The sequence below is a fragment of the Legionella sp. km535 genome (assembly GCF_003990085.1).
GTDB classification, from domain to species: Bacteria; Pseudomonadota; Gammaproteobacteria; order Legionellales; family Legionellaceae; genus Legionella; species Legionella moravica.
In genome coordinates this window covers 107,143-131,083 of record NZ_RZGU01000006.1, presented here as the reverse complement: position 1 = coordinate 131,083, position 23,941 = coordinate 107,143, and the positions used below count along the sequence as shown (strand labels likewise).

Sequence of the window (23,941 nt, the reverse complement as noted above, 5' to 3'; positions counted from 1 at the left end):
CTGTGCGGGCAAGACAGGTTTTTAGTCATGTACAAAGTGATTTTATCAGGGTCTGTAGACAATTGAGCATTATAACGCAAAAAACAAGAGAGAGCCGAAAGGATCCAATCCAGGATGCGGGGGCGCTAAAAAGAATTCCCCCCTTGATTTATAAAACAAAAGGAGTTGTTAATGCCCGCTTATACGATTAATCCTACTTTATTAAACGCCACAGATTCTGATCCCGTTTCAGAACAGTTGCTTGCTAATTTAATAAAACCATCTGATTCGCCATTCTTCCCTCGTGGCTACTATGAGGTAACACTAAACGAAAAACCCGTTTCAATCTATCTAACCCACTCATTATTGCTTCGTCATCGAGAAAACAATCATGCAGAGTCTCGTATTGAGGTTCTGAAAAACATGAGCCCTATCAAAGGAGGATTTAGTTATCTTTATAAATGTTTAGGTGTACTGGCTCCAGAAGATCATTATTCATTTAAAAGAAGAAAAAACGAGAAAGCCAGAATATGTAAAATCATACCCATTACACAACTCTTTACTCCTGAACTGATTTTACAAGAAGGATCTTATACCAAAATGAATCCGGTTCTGCGCTGCAAAACGCCTGTTTTGGACAGCCAACAGGGGTACCTGGTAATGAAAAATGCTGGAGAGATGGATCTGTTTGATCTGTTAGAAGCCTTAGATGCAGGAACGATAACACTGATCGTCAAGCACAAGTTACATTTAACTTATGCGATTATAAAAGCGGTTAAAAAGCAAATCCATGATTTGGACATTATTCACACTGACTTGAAACCTGAAAACATTATTATCAATCTTAAAACGATGAATGCAACCATAATTGATTTCTCTTTCGCAGAACATATGGATCAGCCCAAAGAGGATGATGATGTTCACGGCTCTTTGGAATACCTTGCTCCCGAAATCCTGCGTGAGAACTTCCGATCAATTAAAGCAGACTCCTTTGCACTAGGGCTTACCATTGCGCAAATATGGGGATATTTATTCGATTTAGTTACTACCCCCTCTACAAATTTTGCTGACCTCTATAAGTTTCATTTAACCCGAACATGGACTCATTTATTCGAAAAGACACCACTCAATCCATCACTAAAAGATAAAATAACCAGGATTTTTGATGACTTAACTAAATTTAATCCCGATATACGAATAGTTCCTGCCGATGCGCTACTCCGCTGGGAACAGGTGATGCTTGAATTTGAGCAAATAGAGGCGGGGCAAGATGAACTCAAAGAGTCGATCCCAAAACCTCACTTACCTCCTTCTGCAATCCCCAAAAGCCCGACATTTTTTGCAATAGCCTCTGCGTCTACTTCAGAACACACCATCGATGAGACCAATAATACAGAAGAGCGGCCTCAACAATGGAGAAGAGACAGCTTCTAATTCGCTTTATTCAAATGCACCCACCCGCCGCCTAATGCCTTGATCAATTGAACACTGGCAATATGGCGCCGGGTCAGCACGTTAACGGCAGCGAGTTCAGTTTGTAAGGCAGTATTTTCCACTACCACTACATCCAGAAACGTCGTAATTCCGCCATAATAGCGATTGTTTGCTTGTACTAATGCACGTTTCGCTGCCTGAGCAGCCGCTTTTTGGCTCCGAATTTCCTGATCCAGCTGTTTAACGGCAACCAGATTGTCTTCTACTTCCTGAAATGCCGTTAATACAGTTTGTCTATAATCGGCTACCGTTTCAAAATAACTGGCCTTGGCATGTTGTAACAACCCTACTAGCTTACCTCCCTCAAAAAGTGATTGGGCCACAAGAGGTTGAGCCAAAGCCAGCGTGCTGACTGGCCCTAAAGACCAGATCAAACTGGGCTTTGAAATAAGATTGGATAAGCTCTGACTTTGAAAACCAATGATCCCGGTCAGATCCAGCACAGGGAAAAATGCCGCTCGTGCAACACCAATTTTGGCATTAGCAGCGTAGACGCGAAATTCAGCGGCAGCAATATCCGGTCTTCGTTCCAATAAAGTGGAAGGAAGATCAGGAGTGACTTGAACAATTTTGCGGGATAGTTGAGCCGGAGCCAATGAAAAATCAGCTGGAAATCGACCAATGAGTATGGCTATGGCATGTTCAAACTGGGCTCGTTTCAAACGCATGTCTGCAGCAGCGGTCTTTGCATTTTCAAGTTGAGTTTCTGCATTATCGACATCCTCGATTGGAGAGGCGCCACCGTCATATCGCTTTTTATTTAAATACAGTGCTTTTTGATACGCTGCAACAGTAGCATCTAAAATCCGTTGTGATTCATCACAACCTCTTAGAGAAAAATAATCACTGGCCAGTTCAGCATGTAAACTTAAAGAAACAGCTGCCAATTCAGCTTCTGTTGCATTTATTGTATTGTTCTGTGCAGCAACTGCATTACGTATACGCCCCCATACATCGAGTTCGTAATTAACCTGAGAACCGATGATGTAATTATTATACAAAGGAACTACCGATGGATCCGCCATAGTGATGGAAGTCTGTTGTCTGTTAGCATTAATGGTTCCATTGATGCTGGGAAACAATCCCGATCGAGCTACTTGCCCTAGTGCAACAGCCTCTTGATAGCGAAAATAAATCTTTTTCAACTCCTGATTCGAAACGTCAATTGAACGTTCTAATTGATTCAAGACAGGATCATTATATACCTCCCACCAAGGCATAATCTTGGGAGAAGGCATCACTGTTTTGGCCGGAACCCATGTTCCTGTTTCTTTGAAATGAGCAGGAACTGGCATAAATGGACGCTCATTTTTTGGTGCAAAAGAGCAACCGGCCAGGCTAAAGATGACGATTCCCAAAACAATGATCTTGCTCATGAAATAACCTTAACTTGCTCACCATTGATAATGGAATCAGAAGGATTGATTATGATGCGTTCTCCCGCCTTAATTCCTTCATCAATCTCCACCACGTCTCCAAAATCACGACTGATGGTGATCGGTTTTAATTCGACCTGATTTTTTTTATCAACAACAGCAATTTGTAATCCTTGCGCTTGAAACAAGAGGGTGTTTACTGGTAGACGGAATGTATTTTTAGGAATGGTGAATGTAAAAGTAACTTCTGTATAACTGCCGGCAAGCAGTTCTTCATTGTTATTTTCCGCTTTAAATTGAGCCAGTAAAGTTCGAGTTGAAGGATCAATAGCCTGTGCCGTTTTAATTAACTGTGCAGGAAACGTTTGCCCAGGGTGCTCAGCAAAAGTCATAGTGACCTTCATATCAGGGGTAATTCGCGAGGAGTAATTCTGTGGAATTTTTACATACACTCTTAATGGATTGGTTTGAGCAATTTGAAATAAAGGTAAGCCCGTATCACTGCTACCTGCATTGATAAGTGAACCTATGTCCGTAGTTCTGGAAGTAATAACACCATCAAAAGGGGCAATAACTCTTTCAAAACTGACCAGATCTTTGAGTCGATCTACATTCGCACGTGCTGCCACTTCAAGGGCATACTTCGATGCAGCATCACTTACTTTTTCATCACGTTCCTGCTTGGATACTGAATTGGATTTTACCAGATTCATCCAGCGTTTCGCTGTAGATTGGGCAATTTTATTATTCGCTATCGCCGTATTCAAATCCGCTTCTGCTTGACGAAGTTGAGCATCCAGCTCAGGTGTTTCAATCACCGCCAGTAAATCCCCTTTTTTAACATGACTGCCGATATCAACGTACCAATTTTTAATGTACCCGTTAGTTCGTGCGTAAATTGTAGCATCATGCCAGGCCTGAACATTACCCGGTAAAATAATCTGCTCCGTCCCGCTCAGAGGAGTAGCGGTGAGGACTTTTACATAATTCACCTCATCGGCCCGGGTTTGTTGGCGTAAAATAACCGCCGAATACACTCGGTAAACAATAACGGTAAAAAAGAGAATTAAAAATAAAACCAAAAACACAAAGAGTGGATTTCTTTTATTAATGGGTGATTGAACTTTAATTCCTTTTAGCATTATTTTTCCTTTGCTTCACTTTCAATTGATGATTATGAATCATATAAAAGACCGTGGGTACAAAAAAGAGCGTTGCCACTGTTGCAAAAGACAGCCCTCCGATGACCGCCCGACCTAATGGCGCATTTTGCTCTCCACCATCTCCTAATCCCAGAGCCATGGGCATCATTCCGATGATCATTGCTGAAGCGGTCATCAAAACAGGACGAATACGATTCCGACCTGCTTCCAAAGCAGCCTTTAAAGGATCATGTGTTTCTAATAGATGTTGACGGGCAAAACTGATAATCAAAATACTGTTTGATGTGGCAACGCCCATACACATAATGGCTCCTGTTAACGCCGGAACGCTCAAAGTAGTGCAGGTAATAAATAACAACCAGGCTATACCTGCAATTGCAGCAGGCAAAGCGGTTATAATGATGAAGGGATCAATCCATGATTGAAAGTTAATCACGATCAGAAAATAAATTAACACAATTGAAAAAACGATTCCCCAATACAATCCTTCAAACGCATGTTGCTGAGTATCAATCTGGCCTCGTACTGATATAGTTGAACCTAATGGCACTTCATTGCTCATCTCGGCAAGAATACGGTTAATGTCCGTTGTGATAGAACCTAAATCTCTATCCTGCGTGGCTGCAAAAATATCAATGACCGGCGAGACATTGTAATGAGATTCAACGACAGAGGTCCATTTTCGTGTAATGGTACCCAATGCCCCCAGAATCTGGTGTTGCGTTGGGGAGTTCACACTGACCGGGTTTCCATCAATCATAATATTTCGTAAAGCTTGCAATGAATTCATCACATACTGCGGTGCCTGGACTACTATAGGATAAGACACATTATTTTGAGGACTTAACCAAAATGTAGGCGTCGTTTGAAAACTGCCCGCTAAGGTGATCAACAAGTTCATAGCAATATTTCGTTGCGTTATTCCCAGTTCCTTTGCCTTACTTCTGTCAATATCAACAAATAATTCAGGATAATTCATCGCCTGATGTTCCCTTATATCCACAAGTCCAGGAACTTTTTTTAATCGTTGCATCAGCTTTTTTGCGTACACTCGATTTTCATCTTGCTTCAAGCCAATGATTTGAATATCGATGGGGGATGGAAGCCCGAAATTAATGGTCTGATTCACTATATCAGCAGGTAAAAAAGCAAAGGATACATCAGGGAATTGTTCATTAAGCACTGTTCTTAATTGACGCTGATAATCAAAAATCGACTTATGTTGTGCTTTTAAAGAAATCAAAATATCCGCATCCTCAGGACCAACAGGAGCGGAGTTACTGTAGGATAAATTAATTCCACTCACAGGCAAACCTATATTATCCACGATAGTATCCAGCTCCTGAGGAGGAATAACAGTTCGAATTACCTTATCGATGTTATCAACATAACGAGCCGTCACCTCAACGCGAGTTCCAGTCGGAGCACGTATATGAAGCTTAAGCTGACCAGCATCCACGTTAGGAAAGAAATTACTACCCAACCAAGGCCATAAAAGAACAACCGAGGCAATGATAAATGCTAAAAACGACCCTACAAAAAAAGTGGCATTGTTTAATGCCTTACTCAATAAGTTACTGTAATGTTCACGAAAAATCTCAAATTTCTTTTCAAATCGATAATGAAATCGCGCGAAAAAATTTTGAGCTTGTTCTTTCTTTTTAGCATCATGCTTGTGTAATAAATATTTTGCCAATGTAGGTATGAGCGTTCGTGATAAAAGATAAGATATCAACATCGCAAAAATAACCGCTTCGGCCAAAGGCACAAATAAATATTGAGCGACTCCCCCTAAATAGAACATGGGCACAAACACAATACTAATGCAGAGAGTAGATACTAATGCGGGAATGGCAATTTGGTGCGCCCCATCTAAAATAGCCTCTTCTACTTCTTTACCTTGTTCCAAATTCCAGTTTATGTTTTCGATAGCAACGGTAGCATCATCAACCAAAATACCCACCGCCAGTGCCAGACCACCCAAAGTCATAATGTTAATCGTTTCGCCCAATGCGGAAAGAATGGTCAAAGAACCAATAATAGACAGAGGGATGGATATGCTGATGATTAAGGTACTGCGAACGCTTCCAAGAAAAATCAGGATCATCAGAGCGGTCAAAGATGCGGCAATAATTCCTTCTGTAATAACCCCCTGGATTGCGGCGGTAACAAATATCGATTGATCTGCAAACTGACCAAGATTTAAACCTGCAGGCATAATCTCTTTAATCTTGGGCAATAAGGCTTTTATCTGCTTGATAATTCCTAAAGTAGAAGCATCTCCTGTTTTTTGAACGGACATCATAACGGCACGTTTGCCATCAACCCTTACTATGTTGGTTTGCGGGGCAAAACCGTCCCGAACATGGGCAACATCACGAAGATACACCACACGGCCAGGGGTCGATTTAACAGGCATTTCATTTAAATCGTTTACCTTGAGAGGACTGTTATTGAGCTTGACAATGTATTCATAATCACCAATTTTTTGCGTTCCCGATGGAATAATCAGATTTTGCGCTTCAATAGCCGCATTAACTTCAGATGGCGACACCCCATAAGTCTGCATGGCTTGCAGATCCAAATCCACTTGTACCTGGCGTACCTTTCCTCCATAAGGATAGGGCAAAGAAGCCCCTGCCACAGGAGCTAATTGAGGACGAATGAAATTATTACCCAAATCATTCAATTCTTGTTCCGGTATGGTGTCACTGGATAAAACCAATTGCAACACCGGGACCGTTGACGCCTTATAATTCAAAATCAAAGGAGGCAGAGTTCCCGGAGGCAAGGAGCGCAATATCGTTTGTGCTATGGAGGTCACCTGGCTCAGGGCCAACTCGATATTCACCCCCGGTTGAAAGAAAATCTTAACTACGCCGACCCCTATCAACGATTCAGATTCAATGTGCTCAATATCGTTAACTGTAGTAGGTAATGACCGTTCGAATACGCTGGTAATACGATTACCCATATCATCTGGAGGCAACTCTGCATAACTCCAGATAACACTGATTACAGGGATGTTGATGTCAGGAAAAATATCTGTGGGGGTCCGCATCATGGACAAAGGCCCAATTATAAGTAATAACAGAGCAAGTACAATAAAAGTGTAAGGTCGTGTCAGTGCAATCCGTACAATCCACATAACGTTCCGTGTATTTAATCGAGATAATATCTCAGTTTAAAGGGATACTTGGGCAATCAATAAAATTCATATAAAAATCAGAGTAAAACCTTCTATTAAATAGTGCAACAAATTTATTCCCTCAAATACCATTTGACTCGTTGAACGAAGTTAGAAATTAGCGAAAAATCAGCACAAGCCGAGGAAATTGGATCTGTAACGACTTTATACATAAAGCGAGTGCTTTGACATTATAATTAAACGAGAAACTCTTAGGAGACAAATTACGCGATATCGGCGACAGGTTAAATGACAACAAGCTGAAACCCAATTATTTCAAAATGGGTGAACAAAACATAAAGTTTAAATTTATTTTAAAGGATAACAAAATGTCCCTGCAAACCAAGACATTGCAGGGAACATTTTAACTGTTTCTAAAAACGGTGTGCCAATTCGCTCTCTTCGATTACATCTCCATCCAAGGCTTCAATGATGCTGGCAATCGGTCGAGTTATAAGGCTTGCTAAACTAAAAATCATATTAAAAATCTGTGCGACAAATGCGCTGATAATCCCATCGATATTTCTGCTCAAATCGTCGAGTTCCTTGTCAGTAGCTCTATCAATTAACTTACTGCTTTCTTGTTGATGCAAAGTCCAGTTATAAACCGCTTTTAATAAAGAAGCTGTAGCATTCAGTATACGAATGGATGCATCAAGAGCAAAAATTGTATCTAATACAAAAAAATCGAGAACTGGAGTTGCAACAAAAGCAACAAAGTCGGAGTGTTTGGTTGGGGTCTCTTGAATAGGTCGAAACATTGTAATAAAACGATGTGCTGTTGAATCAAAAGGTCTACCAGTTAATATCGGTTTTATAATCTCAGCCATCTCATTGGGCTCCTGTAAGGTTAATTTTACCGCGCAAGGATAACATAGAATACTTAAGCAATTCTTAAGAAAGAAGGGTTCAAAAGCCACAGACCAAGAGGGTTGTTAATAATTACTTAATATTCAAGACGTGTTATATTCAAGGGATCTTGATGCCACAAAAAATAAGTGATACAGCGCTGTGAACTATTGGGAGTTCCGAATTCAACATCCCGCTATCAAGGGGCACACATTCAACAAGCATGTCTTTAATCAATATTTTATAACTTACTCTCCCAATAAAACTCCTTTAGATCACTGACGTTCAAAATATCCAATTCAGCCTTGTATTCTTTGGTGCGTATCTGAAACATACCCAAAATGGTGTGAAATAAATTATCCTGAGAAAATGCATGATCAGCATAGGCTTTCAGTTCCTTCATTCTGCCTTGAGAAAAATTATCTGACAGCCAGAGAATAGCACCGACATGGGTTTGTGCTTCAGGAGCAATAAGATACGGCATGCCGTGCAAGTAGACACCAAACTCCCCCAAAGATTCACCATGATCGCTGATATAGAACAGAGCCGTTTCAAAATGCTTTGTGTTTTCTTTGAGCAGACCAATCGCTTTGGACAAAAAATAATCGGTATACAAGATCGTATTATCATAAGCGTTGGCGATTTCTTCAAGACTGCACTGTTCCAACAGGTTCTTTTTGCAAGCAGGTTTGAATTGCTCAAATCTCGAAGGATAACGCTTGTAGTACGCTGGGCCATGACTGCCCATTTGATGTAAGATAATGGCAATATCACCTGTCGTATGCTGATCAATAAATTCTTGTAAACCAATCAACATGCCTTCATCCCGGCACTCCGTATCACACACAGTATTTCTGGAGGGATCTTTATAGTCCTGATACACAACATGGTGAGGTCGTACTGCAACACCTTTAGAATCTGAATTATTCTCACGCCACAAAACAGTAACTCCTGCGTGAGCGAGCACATCCAGCAAATTTTCAGAAGCATTGAATTTTTTTTCAGAATAAGCTGCTCGCTCAAAGGGGGAAAACATACAGGGTACCGCCACTCCGGTGCTGGTGCCGCAGGAAGTGACTCGTTTAAAACTCACACTCTGTTCTTGAGACAGTAATGGGTTAGTCTGTTTACTGTAACCATTTAACGAAAAATGATCCCAACGAGCAGTCTCACCGACCACAAGAATAATTAAACGCCGCTCATTACCTGATCTGACAACATGCGCATCACTGCCCAAAGAAGTAATGATTTTGGGAGCTTGGTCCTGAAGTTTTGAGGAGGCATAACCCCACATCGCATTAATGAGACTTAATGGATTTATATAATAACGTACGATTTTATGCTCGCGAGAGAAGGAAGCATAATATTTAGAAAACAGAATCAATTGACTGATTGCCACAAGAAGCAACAAAAAAATAAAGACCAGGCGCTCCCCAATGGCTCTACGCCATGGTATTGCTGTTCTCTTGTATCGATAAATCAACAAGACAGGAACAAGCCCCAAAAAGGACACATACAAACCCAGCTTAAGGGTAATCAAATCACTAGCTTCTTTGGCATCAGTCATGACTATGTTCTGTATCATGATCCTGTCAATGATGACGTCAAAAGTATCCATATAATATGCAGCAATTGCCGCAAACAGCACAAAAACAACTAAAACAGGCTTGGTCAATCTTCGAATACACAGGAAACTGAATATCAGTGTATTAGCTGCAAAAATTAAAAAAAATGTTGAAATAAGAAAACCTGAATTACCCGCAAATGCAGGATAAACTTCGTTAATATGATGATAAAACGCCCCGTTATATAAGGCAGTTAATAGCAAAGCGACGCTTAAGAGCAAGTAATTCGATTTGATGCAGTTTAGTAAAAACATATCACTATCAATTCGCGGTGACCTCTAGTCGCGATAGTGTAACGATCAAATTAACAAAATTCTCTTTAATTTTTATTAAAATCAAGTTTTACTCTAGTGGGCTATAATTACGAAATGACCTCATATGCTCTGAAAGGATATCGGCGATGGCGTGTTCCAATAATAAACTGTTTCAAACTGGTGCATTATGCGGCTTCATTGATAAAGTTTATGATGGGGACTGCACTCTTAAGTCATTGACCGAAAAAGGAAATTTTGGAATTGGAACTTTTGATGCAGTGCACGGTGAATTAATCGGGTTTGATGGTCAATTTTATCGAATAGTCGAAGACGGGATAGCACGACCAGTAGATCCACATCAAAAAACTCCCTTTGCCTGGGTCGTTGATTTTGAAGAAACGGATCATTTTGAGTTAAACAACATTGAAAGCTTCGATCATTTTTCCGAGGAATTTGATAAAAAGATCCCCTCTCTGAATTATATATATGCCTATCGCTTTGAGTGCATGTTGGATGAAATCGATTGCCGGTCAGAGGCGTGTCAACCCAAACCTTATCAACCATTAGTGGATACATTACCCGCTATTCAAGTCAATTTCAAATACCACCATATCAAAGGCATCTTTGCTGGATTTCGCTTTCCTGAATATTTCTCAACATTAAACATACCGGGACATCACATGCATTTTTTAAATCCTGACGAAATGAAAGGAGGCCATGTATTTCGGTTTAAATTTAAATCAGCAACAATTAAAGTATGCATGATTAAAAATTTTGAACTCGCATTAATCGAATCCGAAGCGTTTAGCCAATTAACCCTTGGTGCAGAAGAGTTACACAGTGCAACGCAAGCGATTGAAAAACAGAAATAACCATCCTCTTACCAAGACATAGTTAATCCAGGATACCAGCGCTAAAAAATTGGATCAACTATGTCTCATCATCAAGCGGTTGCTCTAGTTGAATAAATCCCAGCCGAAATCCCGCGGCGAAGACGGCGAGATCTTATACTTCAATGCCGCCATCATGGATCCCGCGGTCATAGCCTGTTTTTATAACGTCTCTTTAAAAATCTACCTAATTTCCAGCACCACTACTTACTGCTTCAAATAACTTGGGATTATCCGAGTAATCTATTGGAATATCGACGATTACCGGTCCTTTTTGTGCCAGTGCTTCGTGGAGCAATGATTTAAAATCAGAAGGATGTTTTAACTCATAACCGGTTGCTCCAAACGCCTTGGCAAAATTAATTATATCTACAGTACCAAAATCAACACCAGATCCACGTTTGTATTTCATCAATTCCTGTTCTTTCACCATATTGTAACAATTATCACGCCAGATAAAATGAACAAAATTTTGTTTGTGCCGTACTGCATTTTCCAATTCCATAGCTGAAAATAAAAATCCCCCATCACCAGACAATGAAACGATTTGTTTATCCGGATGAACGAAATTCACAGCCATTGCCCAAGGCAAGCCCACTCCCAGGGTTTGTTGGCCATTACTAAACAATAAATGATGCGGTTCATAAGACAAAAAGTAACGAGCCATCCATATGTAAACAGAACCAATATCACAAACAACATAGGCATCATCATCAATTGCATTTCTTAATTCGTGAATAAAATGCAAGGGATGCAATAAATTCCCTTTAGATAAATGCTCACCGCTTTGAATAATTTTTTGATGCATATCATGGTAAGGTTTCACATGTTTGTCATTCTGAGGAACCATAGATGCATTGAGTAACTCAGTTAAAGCAGCAATATTCGCATCAACATCACCCAGTAATTCATATTTCGGCTGATAGGTTTCATGAATTTTTGCTGGTAAATAATCAATATGAATGATGGTTCTTTGTTTTCCCACATTCCAGGTTTCAGGGTCATACTCTGCCATATTTAACCCAACAGTAATGACAACATCAGCCTTATTCAAGAGTTGATCACCGGGTTGATTGCAAAACAGACCGACCCTTCCAGCAAAACAGGAAACCAAACTCCTTGAAACCACACCAGCAGCCTGAAAAGTTCCCACTGTGGGTAGATGGGTCTTCTCTAATAAAGCACGGATAGCTCGGGTATTTTCTGGTCGGCTTGCCTCTTGTCCTAATAATAAAACCGGGAATAGTGCTGCATTTACTGTATCGGCTACGGCTTGTAAAGACTGCTGATGCGCAATGCCATAACGAATATCCGCCAAGGGTTTAATTACTGGTACATTAACCATTTCGGTTAATACATCCTGGGGTAAACTGATAAAACAGGCGCCTCTTTTGGGTGCAGTAGCACAACGAAATGCATTAGCAAAAACCTCAGGAATCATTTGTGGCACTAAAACCTCAACGCTGGTTTTAGTGACGGGAGCCATTAACGCAACGTTATTCGTATTTTGATGGGATTCTTTTAAAGCCATGCTGCGCGGAACATTACCTCCAATAGCAACTATAGGATCGCCTTCAGTAGTAGCAGTCAATAATCCAGTAGCCAGGTTAGAAACACCGGGGCCGGAAGTAACAAGAACCACTCCGGGTTTTCCGGTCAAACGGCCATATGCCTGCGCCATAAAAGCTGCATTTTGCTCGTGTCGGCACAAAACCAATTGAATGGAAGAATCTTCAAGCGCATCAAAAACGGTATCAATTTTCGCCCCGGGAATACCAAATACAAATTCAACGCCCTGTGCTTCCAAACACTTCACAACAAGCTGACCACCTTTCAATTTTCCCATGATTCCATCCGATTCCTATTATCCCTGGTACAACAAGTGTAGCTTGATTGACGCAAGAGGGGCAACTGAAGCAACTCTATATTCGCCTGTAACTGCTTACAATCCCCCAGGTCAACAAAAATTGAGCAACGTAATAGGTAAACATCACAAATATCCGTGTATCTGCCTGCGGATAAAGAAACAAATTAAGGGCAAGACTTAAATCGGACATCAAAAAAAATAATGCCCCGCTTCCTATGATTAAACAATCGCTCTGGACTTGAAAAGCACTAAAAGCCATGCACATTAACACACAAAAATAAATCATCACTGGAATTAACAAGGCCCCCAGGTAGGGAATCATCAAACAGGCGATAATCCCCATAATCAACAAAACTGGAACAAAGTACGCCAAATGCACTGCATTGAATTTAAAAGACTTTAAAAACAGAGCGATATAACAGCAATGTGCCAATAAAAAACAACCAATACCCAACTCTAACTGCACTGCAACAGGAACGGTCAATATAATATCACCCGCCATCGAGAACCCAAGTGCAGCGATTAACACCATTTTGGTCCATGACACCATGTCACGTTGTAACACAGCAACGATTAAACACGCGATAGGAATCGGTTTTAATAACGTATTAAGAGGAAACCCAATGAATGATACCAATATAAGATAAAGCACCGCGGAACCTAAAAACACATTCGATGCTGGTTTGGGTAAAACATATGCCATGATCAATCCCTTATTCAGTTAGTCCTGGAAATTTTTATTTATTGAATATGCTCTAACCCAACTTTGGCTTGTTCACTGCAGTTTTAGGGACACTATCCCCATAAAGATAAGAATTAACCAGAACCAAAGCACCCTCAGTTAAAGACAAAGCGACCCCGGACATTTTAATAACATCCAAAAAGGGACTCGCATCACCACTGCTGGCGTAGGTTTCGTATGCCTCTGCGGCCAGTAGCAAGAAACCGACAGTAAACTGTACTCCTCCCACTATCTGTCCCATATAGGAATAAGCTGAATCATCCCCTTTATTTCTATAGTATCGATTGCTAAAAAATCCTATAGCTCCAACAACCATTCCACCTACAGCGGTCACAATATTATTATTGGTTAAATGATCAGTTGCTTTACCCAGCGCATAAAGAATAGCCGGCCCCCTGGTAGCAAGCTGAACATTCAGTTTTCGGGCACTTTCATACACATCAGCGCCTAATTGATTGTTGCCCTGTAAATTACTATCCGACAGTTCTTGCTCGTATTTTTCCTGAGTCATATCTTACTCCTTTATTTTAGAACCCCTGCTTCGTTTCATTTCCCTAATCAGGAACCGGTGCTCATTTTACTTAAAGTTCATTGAATAGACACTATTTTTTCTAATTAGAGGATCAAATCAAAAACCTGAGCTATAGTTAAAATAACTTAAAAAAATAACAATGGAATATGAAATTCCGAGTGGGGGGAACCATGTACATGCGCTGGCTAGGGATAGCTTCATTTTTTATTTTGCTCAATACTTCATGTTTTGCTGAAGAACATGAAATTGCGATAACAATTGATGATTTGCCCTTCGTAGGCTCTGGCACCAGTACCCCTGCAAACTTAAAAAGAACACAAGAACGATTTATGGCCATTGTTAATACATTGGTGGAAAATCAGGTACCCGCTACAGGTTTTGCCATAGGCGGCGCTGTGGCCAAAAATGAATGGGAATTATTAGAAACGTTTCGTAATCAAGGCTTAACCATAGGCAATCATACCTATACTCATAAAAGTTTAAATGGTATGTCTGCAGAAAAATATATAGCAGACATTGAACGAGCAGACACCAAGCTTGCACAGGTTATGACAGAGCCTAAATACTTCCGTTACCCCTACCTTGCTGAAGGAGCCGGTGAAAAGAAACAAAAAGTTCAGGAGTGGCTGGCTGAGCATCAATACACCATAGCTCCGGTGACTGTAGACAGCAAGGATTATGAATTTAATGCACAATTCTATAGAATACCTTACAGAAAAAGACCACAAAGCCTCAATTCGTTCAAAAAACGATATCTGGCTTTTATCTGGAGCCAAACGTTAAGAGCGGACAAGAAAGCAAAAAAAGTAGAAGGCCAACCGATAAAACATATTCTACTTATTCATGCGAACTTGCTGAATAGTTTGTGCCTGGCAGACATAATAGAAATGTATCGAAGTAATGGTTATAAATTTATTACACTGGCAGAAGCTTTAAAAGGCAATACTGCTCCAGTGATTAATGATGAGCCAACAGCTACTCCTGCCGCTGAGACGGAAAACAATGAAGAGACTAAATCACAATAAACGGGTCTGAGTATCATTCCCCATAAATTTTCAAGGCCGCGCCTTTGGCGCGGTTTCAATTTGGAAGAGGGTAAAAAGTATGGAATACTCAGGCCAGTTTTTCTATTCGAGAAACTGCATGACGTGGCAAGAGCAACCAATAATGACCTTCATTTTTCATGTGACCGGCAATTAAAGTCGCTTTCTCACCGCCCCCCCAAAATACATCACCTCGAACCTTACCACGAATAGCGCCCCCGGTATCCTGAGCAATCATTAATCGCTGCATGGGCTTATTCACATTAGGATCCTTGCTGTCAGGCCTTGTAGTACTGAGCCAAAGAGGAGCTCCCATAGGTATCCATTCTCTATCGATAGCAAGCGAATATCCCGGGGTCAGTGCAACACCCTGAGAGCCTAAGGCACCGTCCAAAGATAACTTACGAAAAAATACAAAGGATTTATTTTTATTGAGGATCTTATCCATCTCTTTGGGATGGGCTTCCAAATAGCGTTTGATTGCCTGCATCGACGCATTATGTTTTGTCATGATGCCTTTTTTAATTAAAACACCAGCAATGGCAGTATAAGGAGCGCCATTTTGCCCATCATAGCCAACAAAAACTCGTGATCCGTCTTCAAGCTCTACTATCCCTGAACCTTGAATTTCCAGGAATAATCGGTCGATAGGACTTTGAATCCAAAGCAACACTTTTGCGGTGTCCTTAATCGCGCCCTTGTTGATTTCCTCGCGAGTGTAGAACGGTACCATTTTATTACCTGAGATACGTCCAACCAGTTTGCGGTTTTTCATATGAGAGATAAAAAGTCCCAAATCGATGGTCATTAAATTAGAAGGCAATTCATAAAGAGGAACACTGAATTCATCAGATTTCTTGTAACTGCCTTTTAACAACGGCATATAATAACCAGTGAATAAACCTTTTACCGGTTCTCCATCATAGAACTCAACTGGAGAAAACCATTTCTGAAAAAACAATTTTGCCGATTTTTCGCTAACCGGATTGAGTTTAAGCGCAGCTTGACATGCTGGTTGCCAATCCTTAGCTTGCAAATCAATTTGATTGGTTCCAACAACGCGTTCCGGATCCTGTTTGATAAACGCACGACAAGACGTCTGGAATGCCGTCAAGGATTTTTTGAATTCGGCAGCTTCCCAACCCGGTAATTGATTAAAATTCACCTGACGAAAAGCGGGTTTAGGTGACTCAAGCCACCATACCGAAACACCAATGCCCATGAGTACCAGGGCTACTGTGAAATAGATAATTTTTGATTTCATAAGAGTTCAAATTTTACACGTGATGGAGAAAATTGCAACTTAATTTTACAAAAGATGGTTGCAAGCAGCATAAAATATGCTTTCGGCCTTATTGTTTTTATTCAATTTTTTTCAAAGTCATTTTCTTGAAAAATAGCAGTCAATTAATGTGTAATGACACCTGTTTCAAAGCATTCACATAGGCTAATAAGTTACGAATGGATTCATCATTTGTACTTGCAAAAGCAGCGTGATGATCAATGTTTGTTACAAAGTCACCAAAAATCTGGCTTAAATTCAAACCAGCTGTACTGTCATGGAGATTAAAGGACTCAATCAGTTTTTTTTCATGAGAAAGCAGATCAAACTCGAACAATAAGGCGGTTTCGTGAGCCTTTTTCAAATCTATGGTAACCAATATATGACTGATAGTTGCCTGAACAATAACCAGAGACTCAAAGCGCTGAGTTAAAGCACTTAAGAGGTTTTGTTTCTTAAGACTTAATTGCTCATTGCTCAATGACGTGATTAACCCCCTGGACAGCCAAAAAAGATTAGCCAAATCATGAAGTGAGCGTTGATCCTCTGTAACCAGAATAACTTGTTCTAAATTGAAGGCAATAAAACGATACAATTTGTCTATATAACGTTTTAAAATAGTCCAAACATCAGAACGCCACAACACATTGGCGACAATAATGGTTGCCGTAATTCCGATTATAATTCCAGCAAGTCTTTGTAACGGCGGATCAAGTCCTATGGGTGGACCGCCCTGTTGGGCTAGTGTAATGATTAACGCAATATTGGCCTGTAAACCAATGTATGAATATTCAGTCATCTTGAACATGAAATAGCTAAACGCCCAGACAAAAAACAATAAGATAATAATCAACTCATACAAATTCATCTCAAATACAGCTAATGAAATTAACCCGACTCCTCCACCTAAAAAACATCCCATAAACCGATGAATACTCACGTGTTTCATATCAAAAAGATTTTTGCCTTTTATTGATATAACCAAACTGGAGATGATTCCATTTAATCCACCAGGCCAATTGCTGACAAACCAAAATCCCAAAGCCAATAGAACGGATAATCCTGCTTTAATGCAATGTTTAATCAAGTCATAATCCGAACGTAAGCGCTGTTGTTTGCTAATGACTTTGTATTTTGGAGTAATTGCTACAGGTTCAGGTGAGGATAGTGATTTAATGAGAATGAAATTTTGATTGAGCTGTTTCACATAATTAATAAAAGAATAAATAAAATCACTTTTTACTGATAAATTATTTTTTCTCCTATTAAATCTTTGTTCAAAATCAGCCAAGGCATCGCTTGTTTGCAACACAATAGCCTCTGTTTGACGAAGGTCAAATTTAGTTTGAAATTCTATTAAATCATGCTCAATAGCAGCAAATAATGGATCGATATCCAATTTTTTTAATGAATTTAACTCAGTAACTTGCGGTTGAAGTATAATGAGGTACTGAAACTGGCGCGACATGGCATACAGTGTATCCATATAGGCTCTAAATCTATCCACATGCTCTTTTTTAACACCAATTTCCTGATTTAATGCGCCGATCAACTCAATCGCGGTGCGTATTTTTTTCTTAATGTTTAAATTGCGCTCAGCCAGTTCAGAAGAATTGACATCGGGATGAATTAACAATTGATGCAATGCTTTAAATTCAGCTAAAAACTCATCAAAAATATCATGGACCTGTACCACCATATTGTCTTTGATATGATTGGGAAAAACAGCATAAGCATTTACAGCTGCGACAAAAACCCCTATTCCTATTTCAACAGGTCGCCAGATTGCTACAAAAAAAGCATTTTGAGGATTTAATGCAAGCTGTGAAATAACAATAAAAATACATAAAGCACCTAACAAATAAGCATAACCGTGTTTGCTGTAATTAAAAAAATAGACACTGACCGCAATAACCAGAAAGCAACACACCAAATACAAAAGAAAACTGTTTACAACAAGCCCTGCAATAAAATACCCAAGAAATGCACCGGCAATAGTGCCAAGAATACGCATCGTTGCTTTATCGATAATACTGCCTGTATACAAATTGGAGACAATAACAACGGTCATTCCTGACCAATACGGAGTCTCCAAATGAAATTTAAAAGAAATCAAAATAGCAACCAATGCTGCTATGGCAGTTCTTAAAGCAGCCCGATTTTCAACGCTCTGAGGCCAAAAGAACACCCGTTCACCTATAGGTTATTGTTGTTGCGCTGGCCCCTATTCGCATGGGATAGTCATCGGTCAGATCATCGATATAGATGCGTACAGGAAAGCGCTGAGCAATTCGGATCCAATCTTCAGTGGCCTTCATATAAACCAAAGTTGAATTGGCAACATTCCCCTGGGCTACACGATTAATCCCCCAACCGATACTGTTTACATGACCATGAAAGACTTTACCGGGATACATATCAATCATGATTTCAGCTTTATCCCCGGGCTTAATCATACGAATTACAGTTTCCCGGTAGCGTGTTTCTACCCACCATTGTTTTGTTTCAATTAAAGCGAACAAACCTTCACCCACGGTGATGTATTGACCAATACGCAAATTAAAATTGGTAATGTATCCGTCTTCAGGCGCAATGAGCGTGGTGTGATTTCTTAAGTAAATAGCCTGATCCAGCTCTGCCTGTGCCGCTAAAATCTGATTGTCATCCAAATTCGTTTGCGCAATTTTTAACTCTTGTTCTGCTTCGGCAATCGCCGCTTCCTGTTCCTTCATTTTATCCATCAGATTAATAAGAGTAATTTCAGGAACATCCCCCTTCGATTCTAATGGTCGATAACGTTTATAGTGATCCTGAGTTAAATTCAACATGATTCTGCTTTGCTTTAATTTTTGTTCTGCCTTGATTACAGCTAACTTGTCGTTTTCATAATTTAATTTGGCTATATTCAATTTGGCTTTTGCTTGCTCGACGGCATAAATATAGGGAAGGGGATCTATCTCAATGAGTTTATCCCCCTTCTTAACGGTCTGATTTTCTCTGACGTATAGTCGAGTCACGGGACCCGCAACTAAAGAAGCCATATTGACTAAATTTGCAGAAACGTATGAATCGTTGGAACGAGTATCATAATAGGCAAAATATCGATAGCAGCCGTATCCGACCATCAATAATAAAGCCACACTGATTTGTGGCCAATATTTAAATTCGGAAACATTGAATAAACGCATCCATGAAACCTTTTTATTATTTATATTTATAACAATACAACCTTGCCACTACATACTCAAGCGAATCCAGAGGCATAATGGCCAGGGACGAACACTGATCCTACTGGTATTGCACGTCGGGGATATAGCGCCAACTGCTGATACCCGCAGAGACTCGATGCGCCTCCCCCTGACATGATTCAGAGGCAATAGCCTTTATATCCCTGACCTGTAAAACAGATATGGCAGAATTGTGCTCGTTAGAGCGCTGCAATAATGTGATTCGAATATGATGAGTTGAACGCAACTCCCCTTCTTTCTTTACAACCAGACAAGGAAATTCCCCCAAGTCTTCAATCAAATACCTGTATCGTAACGTGTCTCCATCCACCAAACAGCCATCATCACGCACTAATTTCCCAATCACCTGATTTGCACCTTTCTCAGAAATAAAACAATTCTTATCGATATGTTGCGTTTGAATTTCCGTCAACCGCATCAGAATATCTTCCATCTGATAAAAGTTCTGATGCTGATATTCCTGTCGGTTTAAGGCTTTACTGTATAAAAGTACATGCTGCATGTTGGTAAGAATCAACAAACTGATAACCAGGAGCGTACACAGCGTCATCAAAAAAATAAACCCATCACAACGCCCCCTCATGTTCCGCGAACCACAACGATGAACTCATGCGTCTTATCGTGTTCTAGCCCCATGGTTACCTTAAGAACGTTTTTGCCACGGATTTTTTGCTGGGTAGTCCGAAGTGAATGAATAAGCGGGGATAGCTCCTCGGACTGTGCCAACTGATAATGCAGGGTATTAATATGTTGTGGATTCGATTTAATGAACCATTGTTCTTCGAGCCATTCACCTGCGTACAGAGGCTGTTTGTAATTGAACCTCCTGGGTTTGACTAAAGTAATATGCTGCCCTCCTTCTCGCTGTTCGACTTTTAAAATCTGATGTACTTCAGCGTGGGTACAATCCGCAATAACTAATGGTCGACGCTCATTGAATACGACAGAGGAATGAACAATCAACTCTGTCGGACTTAAGAATGAAGCACGTTCAGAAAATACATCACTCATTCGATTAATGCGGATAAAGGATCTCGAATTATTTTCACTTTTAATACCCCAAAGAGTTTCACCTATCTTGCGCCTGTCGGCTGTCTTTAATTGCTCTATACCCAGACATGGAGTAAATCCGGCTCTTCTAATGCTGTCAGTTAACAAATCAGAGACCCACTGCAACTCAAAACGCTCCTCAAGAACTTTTTGATACTCCAAATACTGACGTTTAGTCATTAAATACATGTGAATCAGGGTCGTTAAAATGATACTGGCCAAAAAAAGACTGATTAGCAGCTCAGATAAACTGAAACCAGTTTGTCTGTTCATTAGGCCACACCTCTTTTTCTTACTTTTCGGTTTATGGATTCTGAGCGATTGAACCATTCAACGCGCACAATCAAATAGTCTGTTTCATTTCGAACATTAAGAAGATAGGGAGATGGCACTGAGGGTATTTTATTCATTTGACCGTAGAGTGATTCCGTCACACAATCAATAATCTGTAATGCCTCTGCATGGGCTATTAATTGGTTGATGAATTGACGAATGTTCCAATGCTGTTGTAATAAGGCCAGTGCAATAGTAGTCACCAGCATTAAAGAAACCAGCACTTCAATAAGGGAAAAGCCCCTAAGATGCTTCATGATACTTCTTCCTGAGGTTGGATGCCGGCGCAAGATTAACGCCCTCTTATTTAAAATGCAACAATAATGAATCTTCATACACACAAAAGCGAGGATTGATGCCTGAAGGCGTGTGTTAAAAAAGTACGCGCAGGTCGGGCCCTGGCCTAATGGCACTACCTACGCTTAAAATGAGAGCCTCGTTCAAGAATTGACTAAAGTAAATTCATTCGTGACAGCAAGGGCTGGCTTAGGTAAGATGAAATTCAATTTTTTGGAAAGGAACTCTTTATGGCCATTGATTTTCAACAACTACCCCATCCAGGAATACGCTCTCTAGTTCCCTATAAACCGGGAAAGTCCATAGAGGAGTTGGCTCGCGAAAAAGGGATTAGCGATATAATCAAGTTAGCCTCGAATGAAAATCCACTCGGTTGCAGTCCTCAAGCATTAATTGCATTACGAACTATGCCCTCTCAGATCATTGCGACGTATCCCTCACCAATCAATCACCCATTAATGCCAAGGCTGGCAACTCAACTGGGTATAAGTACTGATCAATTATTTCTTAGTAATGGCTCTGATTTCATAGTCAGCATCTTATTGAATAGTTTTGCGTTGCACACAAACAAACATATTCTGACTCATGATTACGCGTTCAGTACCTATGCCATTCAGGCCAATACCTTAAACATTCCTGTCCATAGTGTCCCTGTCAAAGACAATTGGCAAATCAATTGCGAGAATCTTATCAATGCCTGCACCGATCAAACGGCTTTGATTTTTTTAGCCAACCCCAATAATCCAACGGGGTTATTAACCAGCCAGGAAGAAATCAACTATTTACTAGAACAGATCCCCGCTTCTACCTTGTTGGTTCTTGATGAAGCCTATTATGAATACGCTGCTCGGGTGATGAGTTGCAACAGTATTGATTGGTTGAAAAAACATCCGAATTTAGTAATTACCCGCACATTTTCAAAAATCTACGGAATGGCTGGATTGCGTTTGGGTTATGCCATTGCAAATCCCGATATTATTTCCATCCTGCGCCGAGTTCAATTGCCTTTTACTGTAAACCAGGCAGCGCTGACAGCCGCCCAAGCAGCTTTAGATGATGAGGAGTTTATTCAAAAAAGCATCCAGACCAATAACGAGGGAATGATTCAGATGCAAGATGGTTTTGAACGGTTACACCTCAATTATTTACCTTCTTTATGTAATTTTCTTACCTTTGATTGCAAAGAAGATGGCCTAGGGCTTTATAATTATCTACTGAATAATGGTATTATTGTAAGACCGCTTCATGCCTATAAAATGAACAATTATATAAGGGTCACTATAGGAACCAAAGAGCAAAATTCTCGGTTTCTAGCCGCCCTGAATAACTATTATCTATAATTAAAGGAAAAAAAATGACAAGTGATTTAAGCAGCAAACACTGTGAATCCTGTGAAGGCATAGGTGCAGCATTAACAGCAGAGCAAATTAAAAACTTAATGCCGCAGCTTAATAAACAATGGGAAGTCATATCAGACAACAAAATAATCAAGCGCTCATTTTCATTCAATAATTTTTATGAAACTATGGCCTTCGTGAACGCAATAGCATGGACAGCCAATGTTGAAAATCACCATCCTGATCTTGAAGTTGGATACAATTACTGCCGAGTGAGTTTTATGACGCATGCACTGAATGGGTTAACTCATAATGATTTTATATGTGCTGCTAAAATTGACAAATTACTTGAGGAATAACCTTTCTTCACCAAAGTAGCCTGGATTATATCCATTAGCCCACCTTGATTTTTATAAACAGTAGATTGTCTTATTTAAGTACTCAAACAAGACAATCTACTCTACTCATCACTTAAGGACGATCATCCAGATCTTTACGCTGACTGGGTAAAAAGTCTTTTCTATCCAATCCCATAGCGACCGCCAGAGCTCCAGCCACATAAATTGATGAATAAGTACCAATAACAATTCCAATAATTAGGGCTAAAGAGAAACCATGAATAGTCTCACCACCATAAACAAACAACGCCACGACAACAAATAAAGTTAACATGGACGTCATAATGGTTCTGGATAAAGTCTGATTTATCGAGATGTTCATGATATCAACAGGACTGGTACGACGAATTTTAACAAAATTCTCGCGAACCCGGTCAAAAACAACGATGGTATCATTCAAAGAGTAGCCAATCACAGCGAGCAATCCAGCCAATGCTTTAAGATCAAATTCAATACCAAATAATGCAAAGATACCAAGGATTAATACCGGATCATGAATCAGAGCGACTGCAGAACTTACAGCGAGTCGGTATTCAAAACGCATGGCAATGTAGATCATGGTAGCTAATAAGGAAACAATAATAGCCAAGGCTCCTTTTGTTGCAAGCTCCTGGCCTACTTGAGGCCCTACAAAATCAACTCGCTGCTTGGTAGCACCGGGTAAAGCAGACATGACCTCATCGACAAGACGAGCTGGTTCTTTATCAGCACGTGGGGCAATACTGATCAGTACGTCTTTAGAGGTACCATAACTTACAACCTGGGCTTCTTTAAAGCCAATTTTAGCCAGATTCTCCCTGATTAAGGGCAAATCTGCGGCAGTGGTGTAGGTGACTTCTATTTGTGTTCCGCCGGTAAAATCAAGTCCCCATTTCAACCCATTCACTAACAGGGCTCCAATAGAAACAACGAAAATTAATATAGAGAACAGCGCCGTCCAGCGGCGTGCTCCCATAAAGTCCACTTTTGAATTTGGATTAAAAAATTCCATCTGA

20 protein-coding genes are annotated in these 23,941 nt (G+C 40.2%); 5 read left to right on the top strand and 15 right to left on the bottom strand.

The features are described 5' to 3' along the window. Positions 1 to 171 precede the first annotated feature (171 nt). Positions 172 to 1,413, top strand: coding sequence for a protein kinase (locus tag ELY21_RS05355; protein ID WP_127107556.1), 1,242 nt, complete (start codon positions 172 to 174; stop codon positions 1,411 to 1,413). On the opposite strand, the gene ELY21_RS05350 is transcribed toward ELY21_RS05355, so the two are convergent. From ELY21_RS05350 to ELY21_RS05330, 5 genes are all read right to left on the bottom strand, one after another. After that, positions 1,410 to 2,849: an efflux transporter outer membrane subunit gene (locus ELY21_RS05350; RefSeq protein ID WP_127107554.1), complete on the bottom strand. Its 1,440-nt coding sequence runs from the start codon at positions 2,847 to 2,849 to the stop codon at positions 1,410 to 1,412. The genes ELY21_RS05355 and ELY21_RS05350 overlap by 4 nt on opposite strands. Continuing rightward, on the bottom strand, positions 2,846 to 3,991 hold the full coding sequence (locus ELY21_RS05345; protein ID WP_127107552.1) for an efflux RND transporter periplasmic adaptor subunit: 1,146 nt from the start codon (positions 3,989 to 3,991) through the stop codon (positions 2,846 to 2,848). Before ELY21_RS05345 ends, ELY21_RS05350 begins: the two co-directional genes overlap by 4 nt. Further along, a complete protein-coding gene (locus ELY21_RS05340; protein ID WP_127107550.1) occupies positions 3,975 to 7,160 on the bottom strand; it encodes an efflux RND transporter permease subunit in 3,186 nt (1,061 codons plus the stop codon). Before ELY21_RS05340 ends, ELY21_RS05345 begins: the two co-directional genes overlap by 17 nt. Positions 7,161 to 7,573: 413 nt before the next feature. Then, positions 7,574 to 8,029, bottom strand: coding sequence for a hypothetical protein (locus ELY21_RS05335; RefSeq protein ID WP_127107548.1), 456 nt, complete (start codon positions 8,027 to 8,029; stop codon positions 7,574 to 7,576). A gap of 260 nt (positions 8,030 to 8,289) precedes the next feature. Then, positions 8,290 to 9,927: a phosphoethanolamine transferase gene (locus tag ELY21_RS05330; RefSeq protein ID WP_127107546.1), complete on the bottom strand. Its 1,638-nt coding sequence runs from the start codon at positions 9,925 to 9,927 to the stop codon at positions 8,290 to 8,292. A 146-nt stretch (positions 9,928 to 10,073) separates the two neighbouring features. Here ELY21_RS05330 and budA point away from each other — a divergent pair, with 146 nt between their 5' ends. Further along, positions 10,074 to 10,799: an acetolactate decarboxylase gene (gene budA / locus ELY21_RS05325; protein WP_127107544.1), complete on the top strand. Its 726-nt coding sequence runs from the start codon at positions 10,074 to 10,076 to the stop codon at positions 10,797 to 10,799. 205 nt (positions 10,800 to 11,004) lie between these two features. Here the strand turns inward: budA and alsS are convergent, their stop codons facing one another. The 3 genes from alsS to ELY21_RS05310 form a co-directional block, all read right to left on the bottom strand. Continuing rightward, on the bottom strand, positions 11,005 to 12,663 hold the full coding sequence (gene alsS / locus ELY21_RS05320) for an acetolactate synthase AlsS (RefSeq protein WP_127107542.1): 1,659 nt from the start codon (positions 12,661 to 12,663) through the stop codon (positions 11,005 to 11,007). A 76-nt stretch (positions 12,664 to 12,739) separates the two neighbouring features. Next, complete coding sequence (locus tag ELY21_RS05315; protein WP_127107540.1) at positions 12,740 to 13,387, bottom strand: lysoplasmalogenase; 648 nt, start codon at positions 13,385 to 13,387, stop codon at positions 12,740 to 12,742. Positions 13,388 to 13,439: 52 nt separating this feature from the next. Beyond that, a complete protein-coding gene (locus ELY21_RS05310; RefSeq protein ID WP_127107538.1) occupies positions 13,440 to 13,937 on the bottom strand; it encodes a hypothetical protein in 498 nt (165 codons plus the stop codon). A gap of 191 nt (positions 13,938 to 14,128) precedes the next feature. Between ELY21_RS05310 and ELY21_RS05305 the strand changes: the two genes are divergently transcribed. Further along, a complete protein-coding gene (locus ELY21_RS05305) occupies positions 14,129 to 14,983 on the top strand; it encodes a polysaccharide deacetylase family protein (RefSeq protein ID WP_127107624.1) in 855 nt (284 codons plus the stop codon). 88 nt (positions 14,984 to 15,071) lie between these two features. Here the strand turns inward: ELY21_RS05305 and ELY21_RS05300 are convergent, their stop codons facing one another. The 6 genes from ELY21_RS05300 to ELY21_RS05275 all read right to left on the bottom strand — a co-directional run bounded on the left by ELY21_RS05300 (position 15,072) and on the right by ELY21_RS05275 (position 21,171). Continuing rightward, positions 15,072 to 16,265, bottom strand: coding sequence for a murein transglycosylase A (locus ELY21_RS05300; protein WP_127107536.1), 1,194 nt, complete (start codon positions 16,263 to 16,265; stop codon positions 15,072 to 15,074). Between the two features lie 139 nt (positions 16,266 to 16,404). Next, positions 16,405 to 18,471 carry an FUSC family protein gene (locus ELY21_RS05295; RefSeq protein WP_127107534.1) on the bottom strand — a complete coding sequence of 689 codons (2,067 nt, stop codon included), beginning with the start codon at positions 18,469 to 18,471 and terminating at the stop codon, positions 16,405 to 16,407. Positions 18,472 to 18,475: 4 nt separating this feature from the next. Next, positions 18,476 to 19,471, bottom strand: coding sequence for an HlyD family secretion protein (locus ELY21_RS05290; protein ID WP_028385310.1), 996 nt, complete (start codon positions 19,469 to 19,471; stop codon positions 18,476 to 18,478). Between the two features lie 100 nt (positions 19,472 to 19,571). Beyond that, a complete protein-coding gene (locus ELY21_RS05285) occupies positions 19,572 to 20,081 on the bottom strand; it encodes a type II secretion system protein (protein WP_127107532.1) in 510 nt (169 codons plus the stop codon). Between the two features lie 29 nt (positions 20,082 to 20,110). Beyond that, a complete protein-coding gene (locus ELY21_RS05280; protein ID WP_127107530.1) occupies positions 20,111 to 20,854 on the bottom strand; it encodes a PilW family protein in 744 nt (247 codons plus the stop codon). After that, positions 20,854 to 21,171, bottom strand: coding sequence for a prepilin-type N-terminal cleavage/methylation domain-containing protein (locus ELY21_RS05275; RefSeq protein WP_158618515.1), 318 nt, complete (start codon positions 21,169 to 21,171; stop codon positions 20,854 to 20,856). The genes ELY21_RS05280 and ELY21_RS05275 overlap by 1 nt, the downstream gene beginning before the upstream one ends. A gap of 270 nt (positions 21,172 to 21,441) precedes the next feature. On the opposite strand from ELY21_RS05275, the gene hisC reads away from it, so the two are divergent. Next, positions 21,442 to 22,551, top strand: a complete 1,110-nt coding sequence (gene hisC, locus ELY21_RS05270) for a histidinol-phosphate transaminase (protein ID WP_127107526.1) — start codon at positions 21,442 to 21,444, stop codon at positions 22,549 to 22,551. Positions 22,552 to 22,565: 14 nt separating this feature from the next. Beyond that, positions 22,566 to 22,907 (top strand): 4a-hydroxytetrahydrobiopterin dehydratase, encoded by a 342-nt coding sequence (locus ELY21_RS05265; protein WP_127107524.1) that lies wholly within the window; start codon positions 22,566 to 22,568, stop codon positions 22,905 to 22,907. Positions 22,908 to 23,019: 112 nt separating this feature from the next. Here the strand turns inward: ELY21_RS05265 and secF are convergent, their stop codons facing one another. Beyond that, complete coding sequence (secF, locus tag ELY21_RS05260; RefSeq protein WP_127107522.1) at positions 23,020 to 23,937, bottom strand: protein translocase subunit SecF; 918 nt, start codon at positions 23,935 to 23,937, stop codon at positions 23,020 to 23,022. Positions 23,938 to 23,941 lie beyond the last annotated feature (4 nt).

Excerpts from the sequence above, each read along its gene's own strand:
- ELY21_RS05330 (WP_127107546.1), bottom strand. The coding sequence starts at position 9,927 with ATGTTTTTACTAAACTGCATCAAATCGAATTACTTGCTCTTAAGCGTC.
- hisC (WP_127107526.1), top strand. The coding sequence starts at position 21,442 with ATGGCCATTGATTTTCAACAACTACCCCATCCAGGAATACGCTCTCTA.
- ELY21_RS05355 (WP_127107556.1), top strand. The coding sequence starts at position 172 with ATGCCCGCTTATACGATTAATCCTACTTTATTAAACGCCACAGATTCT.
- ELY21_RS05310 (WP_127107538.1), bottom strand. The coding sequence starts at position 13,937 with ATGACTCAGGAAAAATACGAGCAAGAACTGTCGGATAGTAATTTACAG.
- ELY21_RS05280 (WP_127107530.1), bottom strand. The coding sequence starts at position 20,854 with ATGAACAGACAAACTGGTTTCAGTTTATCTGAGCTGCTAATCAGTCTT.
- ELY21_RS05265 (WP_127107524.1), top strand. The coding sequence starts at position 22,566 with ATGACAAGTGATTTAAGCAGCAAACACTGTGAATCCTGTGAAGGCATA.
- ELY21_RS05315 (WP_127107540.1), bottom strand. The coding sequence starts at position 13,387 with ATGGCATATGTTTTACCCAAACCAGCATCGAATGTGTTTTTAGGTTCC.
- ELY21_RS05335 (WP_127107548.1), bottom strand. The coding sequence starts at position 8,029 with ATGGCTGAGATTATAAAACCGATATTAACTGGTAGACCTTTTGATTCA.
- ELY21_RS05290 (WP_028385310.1), bottom strand. The coding sequence starts at position 19,471 with ATGCGTTTATTCAATGTTTCCGAATTTAAATATTGGCCACAAATCAGT.
- alsS (WP_127107542.1), bottom strand. The coding sequence starts at position 12,663 with ATGGGAAAATTGAAAGGTGGTCAGCTTGTTGTGAAGTGTTTGGAAGCA.
- ELY21_RS05275 (WP_158618515.1), bottom strand. The coding sequence starts at position 21,171 with ATGAAGCATCTTAGGGGCTTTTCCCTTATTGAAGTGCTGGTTTCTTTA.
- ELY21_RS05350 (WP_127107554.1), bottom strand. The coding sequence starts at position 2,849 with ATGAGCAAGATCATTGTTTTGGGAATCGTCATCTTTAGCCTGGCCGGT.
- ELY21_RS05285 (WP_127107532.1), bottom strand. The coding sequence starts at position 20,081 with ATGACGCTGTGTACGCTCCTGGTTATCAGTTTGTTGATTCTTACCAAC.
- ELY21_RS05345 (WP_127107552.1), bottom strand. The coding sequence starts at position 3,991 with ATGCTAAAAGGAATTAAAGTTCAATCACCCATTAATAAAAGAAATCCA.
- ELY21_RS05305 (WP_127107624.1), top strand. The coding sequence starts at position 14,129 with ATGTACATGCGCTGGCTAGGGATAGCTTCATTTTTTATTTTGCTCAAT.
- budA (WP_127107544.1), top strand. The coding sequence starts at position 10,074 with ATGGCGTGTTCCAATAATAAACTGTTTCAAACTGGTGCATTATGCGGC.
- ELY21_RS05340 (WP_127107550.1), bottom strand. The coding sequence starts at position 7,160 with ATGTGGATTGTACGGATTGCACTGACACGACCTTACACTTTTATTGTA.
- secF (WP_127107522.1), bottom strand. The coding sequence starts at position 23,937 with ATGGAATTTTTTAATCCAAATTCAAAAGTGGACTTTATGGGAGCACGC.
- ELY21_RS05300 (WP_127107536.1), bottom strand. The coding sequence starts at position 16,265 with ATGAAATCAAAAATTATCTATTTCACAGTAGCCCTGGTACTCATGGGC.